At 68.3% G+C, this 7,879-nt stretch carries 9 protein-coding genes; 7 read left to right on the top strand and 2 right to left on the bottom strand.

The window, feature by feature from the left end; translation table 11 throughout:
* Nucleotides 1-204 precede the first annotated feature (204 nt).
* Nucleotides 205-681, bottom strand: a complete 477-nt coding sequence (locus AB0N66_RS42240) for a hypothetical protein (RefSeq protein ID WP_365446262.1) — start codon at nt 679-681, stop codon at nt 205-207.
* Between the two features lie 167 nt (nt 682-848).
* Here AB0N66_RS42240 and AB0N66_RS42235 point away from each other — a divergent pair, with 167 nt between their 5' ends.
* The 4 genes from AB0N66_RS42235 (at nt 849) to AB0N66_RS42220 (ending at nt 2,892) form a co-directional block, all read left to right on the top strand.
* Nucleotides 849-1,184, top strand: coding sequence for a YnfA family protein (locus AB0N66_RS42235; protein WP_365446256.1), 336 nt, complete (start codon nt 849-851; stop codon nt 1,182-1,184).
* A gap of 161 nt (nt 1,185-1,345) precedes the next feature.
* Nucleotides 1,346-2,113 (top strand): SDR family NAD(P)-dependent oxidoreductase, encoded by a 768-nt coding sequence (locus AB0N66_RS42230; RefSeq protein ID WP_365446253.1) that lies wholly within the window; start codon nt 1,346-1,348, stop codon nt 2,111-2,113.
* Entirely contained in the window at nt 2,113-2,286 is a 174-nt protein-coding gene (locus AB0N66_RS42225) for a hypothetical protein (protein ID WP_365446250.1), read from the top strand. The genes AB0N66_RS42230 and AB0N66_RS42225 overlap by 1 nt, the downstream gene beginning before the upstream one ends.
* Nucleotides 2,287-2,313: 27 nt before the next feature.
* Nucleotides 2,314-2,892 (top strand): N-acetyltransferase, encoded by a 579-nt coding sequence (locus tag AB0N66_RS42220; RefSeq protein WP_365446247.1) that lies wholly within the window; start codon nt 2,314-2,316, stop codon nt 2,890-2,892.
* A gap of 149 nt (nt 2,893-3,041) precedes the next feature.
* On the opposite strand, the gene AB0N66_RS42215 is transcribed toward AB0N66_RS42220, so the two are convergent.
* Nucleotides 3,042-4,235 carry an RtcB family protein gene (locus AB0N66_RS42215; protein ID WP_365446259.1) on the bottom strand — a complete coding sequence of 398 codons (1,194 nt, stop codon included), beginning with the start codon at nt 4,233-4,235 and terminating at the stop codon, nt 3,042-3,044.
* 203 nt (nt 4,236-4,438) lie between these two features.
* On the opposite strand from AB0N66_RS42215, the gene AB0N66_RS42210 reads away from it, so the two are divergent.
* The 3 genes from AB0N66_RS42210 (at nt 4,439) to AB0N66_RS42200 (ending at nt 7,796) form a co-directional block, all read left to right on the top strand.
* Nucleotides 4,439-5,287, top strand: a complete 849-nt coding sequence (locus AB0N66_RS42210) for a DUF3558 domain-containing protein (RefSeq protein ID WP_365446244.1) — start codon at nt 4,439-4,441, stop codon at nt 5,285-5,287.
* Between the two features lie 146 nt (nt 5,288-5,433).
* Entirely contained in the window at nt 5,434-6,285 is an 852-nt protein-coding gene (locus tag AB0N66_RS42205) for a DUF3558 domain-containing protein (protein WP_365446241.1), read from the top strand.
* Nucleotides 6,286-6,455: 170 nt separating this feature from the next.
* Nucleotides 6,456-7,796: a DUF2637 domain-containing protein gene (locus AB0N66_RS42200; protein WP_365446239.1), complete on the top strand. Its 1,341-nt coding sequence runs from the start codon at nt 6,456-6,458 to the stop codon at nt 7,794-7,796.
* Nucleotides 7,797-7,879 lie beyond the last annotated feature (83 nt).

The following is a 7,879-nucleotide window of genomic DNA, read 5'->3' as shown; positions in this document are numbered from 1 at the left end:
CGTACGTTCGCGTCACCGGACCCGTCTCCACACAACCGACGTCTGATCCGGCGGCGACGGGCGGATGTACCGGCCCCCGGCCCCGACCCACCACCGGCCCGCAGCCACCACCGGCCCGGATGCCCACCACCGACCCGCAACCCCCACCGGCCCGGATGCCCACCACCGACCCGCAACCCCCACCCCCCGCAAAAAGCGCCCCCGCTAGAACGCGTACGAGTCCCCCGTATCCAGCACCAACACCCGCTGCCGATCATTCGCATGGTTGCGATCCACCGCCCCGCCGCCCCACACCGTCTCGAACTCCAGCGTCACCTCGGCCGGCGCCTCCCGCAGCCGTACCGCCAGCCTGATCTCCGCCCCCAGCCCGTCCGCCGCCAGCGCCCCCGTCCGGCACACCACCGCCCGCGCCTCCGCCCGCGCACACCCGCCCGGCAGACTCTGCCGATCGGCAAGGGCGACCGACCACCGCAGCCGGACGGTCGCGTCCGAGACGGCGCTCGGCCCGTGGTTCCGCGGGGTCAGCCGTACGTCGACACGGCCTTCGGCCATGGACACGGCCCCGTGAAAGGCGAGATCGGCCTCGGGGGCGACGCCGGTAGCAGCCGCAGGCGAGACCACGCCCCCGACCAACCCCGCACCGACAACCACCGCACACCACACGCGCACCAGCGTTCGCATCCCCATGAGGTCATTTCCTTAGCTCGACAGGCAGGTCATCGGGTCACCGTCACGAGATGTATCCCACCGATGGCCACTGCCAGGCGCCGTCCTTCAGGTGACAGATGGAGAGATGGCAACCCACAACAGGCAACAGCCGACGCGACCCCCCATGTAAGGGTGATCGCATGCTGATCGCCCGCTCCGCAGCCCTCTTCGTCCTGGCCGCCCTCTTCGAGATCGGCGGCGCCTGGCTGATCTGGCAGGGCGTACGCGAGCACCGCGGCTGGCTGTGGATCGGCGCGGGCGTGATGGCCCTGGGCGTATACGGCTTCGTGGCCACGCTCCAGCCGGACGCCGAGTTCGGCCGCATCCTCGCCGCGTACGGCGGCGTCTTCGTCGCGGGCTCCATCGCGTGGGGAACGGTGGCGGACGGCTACCGCCCGGACCGCTGGGACGTCACGGGCGCGCTGATCTGCCTCGTAGGCATGGCGGTGATCATGTATGCGCCGCGAGGCAACTGAGGGAACACCCCCTCCCCGGGCAGCGACAGCGCGTCCCTCCCCCGGACCAGGCCAGCGACCCCCCGCACACCCACCCCGCCTATCCTGGCAGGGCAGCCCGATCACCCCGCCCCACACCGCTCCACCTCACTCCACATCACTCCACACCGAGGAGCAGACGTATGAGCCCCGCCGCCGCGTCCCGTATCGCCGTAGTCACCGGTGCCAGCAGCGGCATCGGCGCCGCGACGGCCCGGCAGCTGGCGGCCGCGGGCTACCGCGTCGTCCTGACCGCCCGCCGCAAGGACCGCATCGAGGCGCTCGCGGAGGAGCTGAACGCGACGGGCCACCAGGCGACGGCGTACGCCCTCGACGTCACGGATCGCGCGGCAGTCGACGAGTTCGCCGGCGCTTTCAAGACGATCGGCGTCCTGGTCAACAACGCCGGCGGCGCACTGGGCGCCGACTCCGTAGCGACGGGTGACCCGGCCGACTGGCGCCAGATGTACGAGACGAACGTCATCGGCACCCTGAACGTCACCCAGGCCCTGCTCCCCGCACTGACCGCGAGCGGCGACGGAACGGTGGTCGTGCTCTCCTCGACGGCCGGGTTCAGCACGTACGAGGGCGGCGGCGGCTATGTCGCCGCCAAGCACGGCGAGCACGTCCTCGCCGAGACGCTCCGCCTGGAGATCGTCGGCACCCCGGTCCGCGTCATCGAGGTCGCGCCCGGCATGGTCAAGACGGACGAGTTCGCACTGACCCGCTTCGGCGGCGACGAGGAGAAGGCCGCCAAGGTCTACGCGGGCGTCGCCGAGCCCCTCACCGCCGAGGACGTGGCCGACACGATCACCTGGGCGATCACCCGCCCCAGCCACGTCAACATCGACCTCCTCGTCGTCCGCCCCCGAGCCCAGGCGTCGAACGCGAAGGTCCACCGGGAGTTGTGATGCCGGACTCGGCGGACGAGCCCTCCACGGAGCGCCAACAGGACCAAGAGCAACGCCGACTCGCGCAAGAGACAAAGGACGAACGCTACGTCTGGTGGTACCTCGCGTACTTCCTCTTCGGCATCCACATCGTGGCGTTCGTCATGATCTACGCGGTCATGCACGCGAAGTAGCGAACTCCCTCCCTAGGCTGGCGAGTTGTGACCAGACACATACCCTCCGCACCCCAAACCACAACCCCAGCCCCAGCCCCAGCCCCAGCCGGCAAGGCGGCCCCACCCCTGACCTTCCGCCAGGCAACGGAGGCCGACCTCCCCACCCTGGTCCGCCTACGCGACGCGGCGGCCACCTGGCAGGTGGCCCGCGGAATCGACCAGTGGACCCCGGGCGAGATGACGGAGACCCACTTCCGCACCCACCTACAACAGGCGGAAGTCTGGCTCGCCCACCAGGGCCCTCACCCCGTAGGCGCTTGGGAACTCTGGTGGGACGACGAACCCACCTGGGGTCCCCAACCCCCCACCGCCGCCTACATCCACCGTCTGATGACCGACCGCACCACAGCCCCACCAGGCACAGGCCGCCACGTCCTCACAGCAGCAGAAAACCGCATCACCGCCACAGGCCGCCCCCTCGCCCGCCTGGACTGCCTCACCACCAGCCCCCGCCTGCACGCGTACTACAAGTCCGCCGGCTACACCCCCGTCGGCGAACGCCACGTCACAGAGGGCCTGGGCGACCCGTACACGGTCACCCTGTTCGAAAAGCAACTCCCCTAACTCACAAGGGTGAACCGAACAGATCGCCCATACGAGGACCGAACTAGCGATCTAGGCTCGCGCCACAACATCAAAAAGCGACGGCCCTCGGCCGGGACTGCCATCCCGACCGAGGGCGCACGACCTTGAGCCGCGCCTCATCGCTGTAGCTAACCCTTGACACAGATGAACTGCTTCAGCTTCGCCACGACCTCAACAAGATCGCGCTGCTGCTCCATCACCTGCTCGATGTTCTTGTACGCCCCCGGAATCTCGTCCACGATGCCGGAGTCCTTACGGCACTCCACGCCCCGCGTCTGCTCTTCCAGATCCTTCGTCGTGAAGCGACGCTTTGCCGCGCTACGGCTCATACGCCGACCGGCGCCGTGCGACGCCGAGTTGAAGGCCTTCTCGTTTCCGAGCCCCTTCACGATGTAGGAGCTGGTTCCCATCGAGCCCGGGATGATCCCGAACTCCCCAGCCCTGGCGCTGATGGCCCCCTTGCGCGTGACGAGCAGGTCCATTCCTTCATAGCGCTCGCGGCTAACGTAGTTGTGATGACAGCTGACCTCCGACTCGAAGGTCACTCGGGCCTTCTTGAATTCCTTGCGGATCACATCCTTAAGGAGCGCCATCATGATGGTCCGGTTGTACTTCGCGTACTCCTGCGCCCAGTAAAGGTCGTGCTGGTACGCCGCCATCTGCGGGGTGTCCGCCACGAAAACGGCGAGGTCACGGTCGATCAGTCCCTGGTTGTGCGGGAGCTTCTGGGCAACGCCGATGTGGTGCTCGGCCAGCTCTTTACCCACGTTCCGGGACCCGGAGTGAAGCATGAGCCAAACGGCACCGACCGAATCGGTGCACAGTTCGATCATATGGTTGCCACTTCCGAGCGTTCCCATCTGCTTAGTGGCACGTTCCTGACGGAATTTGACCGCTTCGGCAACCCCATCAAACCGCCCCCAAAACTCGTCCCACCCCCCAGTAGCCAGCCCATGAAACCGCCCCGGCTCCACCGCAGAATCATGCATCCCCCGCCCCACCGGAATAGCCTGCTCAACCTTCGACCGAAGCCGGGAAAGATCCCCCGGCAGATCATTGGCGGTCAGCGAAGTCTTGACGGCAGACATCCCGCAGCCGATGTCGACACCCACCGCCGCAGGACACACCGCGTCCCGCATGGCGATGACGGACCCGACCGTCGCACCCTTCCCGTAGTGGACGTCGGGCATGACGGCGAGCCCCTTGATCCACGGCAGGGTCGCCACGTTCTGAAGCTGACGCAGGGCCACGTCCTCGACCGACGCCGGGTCGGCCCACATGCGGATGGGGACCCTGGCCCCCGGTACCTCCACGTACGACATATCGTTCTCTTTCCCCCGGAAATAAGCAGAAGCGTAAAAACGCAAAACCGGCACCAAGGTCGACGTATGGGACAACGGACCGGCGTTCACGGCTGTGCGTGCGGTACACATTGTCTCCAGGGGCCGCCCCCACGCGGCAACCGAATAACCACAGGACATCCCGGGCCTCAGGGCGTCGGGAAGGGTCGAGAGGAAGCCTGAACGTGCAGCGGAAGGCGTATGTACCCGGCGTCGCCATGCTCCTCGCGGCACTGCTGGCCGGCTGCACGGGCAGTTCGGGCGACGACGGCACGACCGACGACTCGAAGCCGGGCGACCCCGGTACGACGGCGCAGGCGGCCCAGCCCGGCAAGTACCGCACGCTCCCCGAAGCCTGCGCCGCCGTCGACCACGGCACCCTCGACTCGCTGCTGCCCGGCATCAGGCAGATCGCCGACGAGGAGCAGCGCGGTACGGCCTACGCGGGCACGGCCACGCTCACGTACGACACCGACCGGCGCGTCGGCTGCCGTTGGAAGGTGGAGTCCACGGACGCCACCGACCACCTGTTCGTCGATTTCGAGCGTGTGGTCTCGTACGAGAACGCGGTGAGCGACGACAGCAAGGCCACCGACCTCTACGCGGGCAAGGAAACGGCGGCGGACCTGCCGGAGCCGACCAGTTCCACCAGCTCCGCGGAGTCGGAGAGTCCGGACGCAGGCAGCTCCGCGTCCCCGACGGACTCCCCCACCGACGGCGGGAGCTCCACCCCTTCCGACGCCGCCTCGGCATCCTCGTCCACCTCCCCCTCCGCCGACGCGACCCCCACCTCCCTCCAGCCCCGCACCCTCGACGGTCTCGGCGACGAGGCGTACCTGAACGACACGCTCAGTTCGGCCGGCTCGACGGCGCAGCAGCGCACGGTGACTGTGGTGTTCCGCACGTCGAATGTGATCGTGACGATCCAGTACGACGAGCAGCCGACGGTCACGGGTGAGGTGCCGGACAGCAAGGAAATGCAGGACAGGGCGCGGAATCTGGCCGCGAAGCTGGCTGACACGCTCAACGGTTAGCGAGCCTGGAGGGGGCTCCGCGCCGGGGTGCAAAGCCCCCGAAGCGGGACCGCCCTCCTGCCTCACCGCGTACCGTGGCCCCTCGGACCCGACCGGTCGTACGTTCCATGTGCGGCCGTACCACGAGCGCCACGAGTGAAGGAACCATGCACCGACCAGTACAGCGAGTAGGCCGAGTACCGCGACTCACCCGCATCCTTGTCAGCGCAGCCGCCGTCCCGGTGATGCTTGTCGCCGCAGGCTGTTCCTCGGACTCCGGATCCGATTCCGACTCCGCGTCCGGTGACGCCAACAACAGCTCCGGTGCGAGCCCGGGTGCTGAGGTGTCCGTGAGTCCTTCCGCGAACGCCGTGCAGGTGGCCGCGTACGCGACGTTGCCCGAGTCCTGCTCGGTGTTGACGGACAAGACGCTGGGCTCACTGGTCCCGAAGGCGGCCAAGTCCGGCAAGAAGGGCGCGACGGACGAGGTGTCCGCGCGCGGCAACTGCTACTGGACGAGCCTCGACAGCAACGGCGTGAAGGGCTCGCAGTACCGCTGGCTGAATGTGGCCCTGCTGCGTTTCGACTCGGACGCGCGTGGCACGGGCGACGCCCAGGCGCACACGTACTTCGAGAAGCAGGTCTCGGGCGCGAAGACGGTCACGGGCGCGAAGAACACGAAGTCGGCGACGGTGTCCGGTACGGGCGACGAGGCGACGTCCGTGAGTTACGACCTGAAGAAGAAGGAAGGCGCCTTCAAGCAGCAGACGGTCGTGGCGCGCGTCGAGAACGTCGTCATCACGCTCGACTACAACGGTGCCGGTCTGGCGGGCGAGAAGACCCCGTCCGCCGCCACGTTGCTGAAGGCGGCGGAGAAGGCCGCGAAGGAGGCGGTGGCGTCGGTGACCGCCGCGAACAAGGACGGTGGCGCCAAGTCGAGCGCCTCGCCCTCGCAGTCGGCCTCGAAGAGCGCTTCACCGTCCGCTTCGCCGTCCAAGTCGGCGACGAAGAAGAGCTGACCCGGGCAAGGGGAAGAGATGGATCCGCGACATAACTCGTAGTCCCACCAGGCCATTTGCAGGAGCCCGGACCCTACAGGGACCGGGCTCGTGCCGTACCGTGCGCCCGGGCGCCGCACACATGTGCCACCCTGTTGCGCGCAACGACAAGTAAGGGGAGGGGAGTACAGGTGTCCGCGCCCATTCAGCTCACACGCACGCACCGGATACTCATCGGCGTGGTCGTCGCCGGTGCGGTCGTCATCGCGGGCATCGGCTTCGCCGGCTCGTACGCGGCCGTCCGCGAGCTCGCGATCGAGAAGGGCTTCGGGAACTTCAGTTACGTGTTCCCGATCGGCATCGACGCGGGCATCTGCGTCCTGCTCGCCCTCGACCTGCTCCTGACGTGGATCAGGATCCCCTTCCCGCTGCTGCGCCAGACGGCGTGGCTGCTGACCGTGGCGACGATCGCGTTCAACGGCGCGGCGGCCTGGCCGGACCCGCTGGGTGTCGGGATGCACGCCGTGATCCCGATCCTCTTCGTGGTCTCGGTCGAGGCGGCCCGGCACGCGATCGGCCGGATCGCCGACATCACGGCCGACAAGCACATGGAGGGCGTCCGCCTCACGCGTTGGCTGCTCTCCCCGATCCCGACGTTCCTCCTGTGGCGCCGGATGAAGCTGTGGGAACTGCGTTCCTACGAGCAGGTCATCAAGCTGGAGCAGGACCGCCTCGTCTACCAGGCGCGGCTCAATTCCCGCTTCGGCCGCGCCTGGCGCCGCAAGGCCCCGATCGAGTCCCTGATGCCGCTGCGGCTCGCGAAGTACGGCGTCCCGCTGGCGCAGACGGCCCCGGCGGGCCTGGCGGCCGCAGGCATTGAGCCGGTGCTCCTGCCCCCGGCGCCGACTCCGACCCCCGTCGAGGCGGCCCCCGCGGCCGTGGAGCAGCCCGCGCTGGAGTCTCCCGCAGCCCTTGCGCAGCAGGGGCAGGAGGAGGACTACGCCGAGCCGCAGAGTCAGTGGCTTCAGGCGCGGGACCCCCAGACCGTCGCGTATCAGGGCGGCTACGACCCGACGTACGACCCGGAGGCCGCGTACAGCCAGTGGTACGCGGAGCAGCAGCAGGCCGAACAGTTCGAGGAACAGCAGCAGTTCCAAGGTCGGCAACAGTTCGAGCAACAGCAGCAGTTCGAGCAGCAGCCGTTCCCGCAGCAGCGGTACGAGGAGCAGCCTGCCCCCGCCCCGGAGCCCGCCCCGGAGCCCTCTTCGGAAGACACCGGTACCTTCCCGATCCCCGCCGGCCCGGGCCGTACCCGTGACATGGGTGCGGGCGGCGGCGCGGAGCCGACCGAGGACGACTACTACCTGGTCTTCAAGAAGTCGATAGACGGCAGCTATCCGACCTCGGGCCAGTTCAGGGGCAACGTGGAGGACACGTACAGCATCACGCTCCCGCACCGCGAGGCCGACCGCCTGGTCAACCGCTTCACCAACCGCCACACGGCGGAACTTCAGGACGACCACATCGCGTAAGCGGATTTCCTCGGTTCTCCTACGACGATCGCGGATCTCCTACGACGACGGGGGCGCCCGGTGCTCAATGGCACCGGGCGCCC

The organism is Streptomyces sp. NPDC093544, assembly GCF_040683495.1.
GTDB lineage: Bacteria > Actinomycetota > Actinomycetes > Streptomycetales > Streptomycetaceae > Streptomyces.
This window is presented reverse-complemented; position numbering and strand designations above follow the sequence as displayed.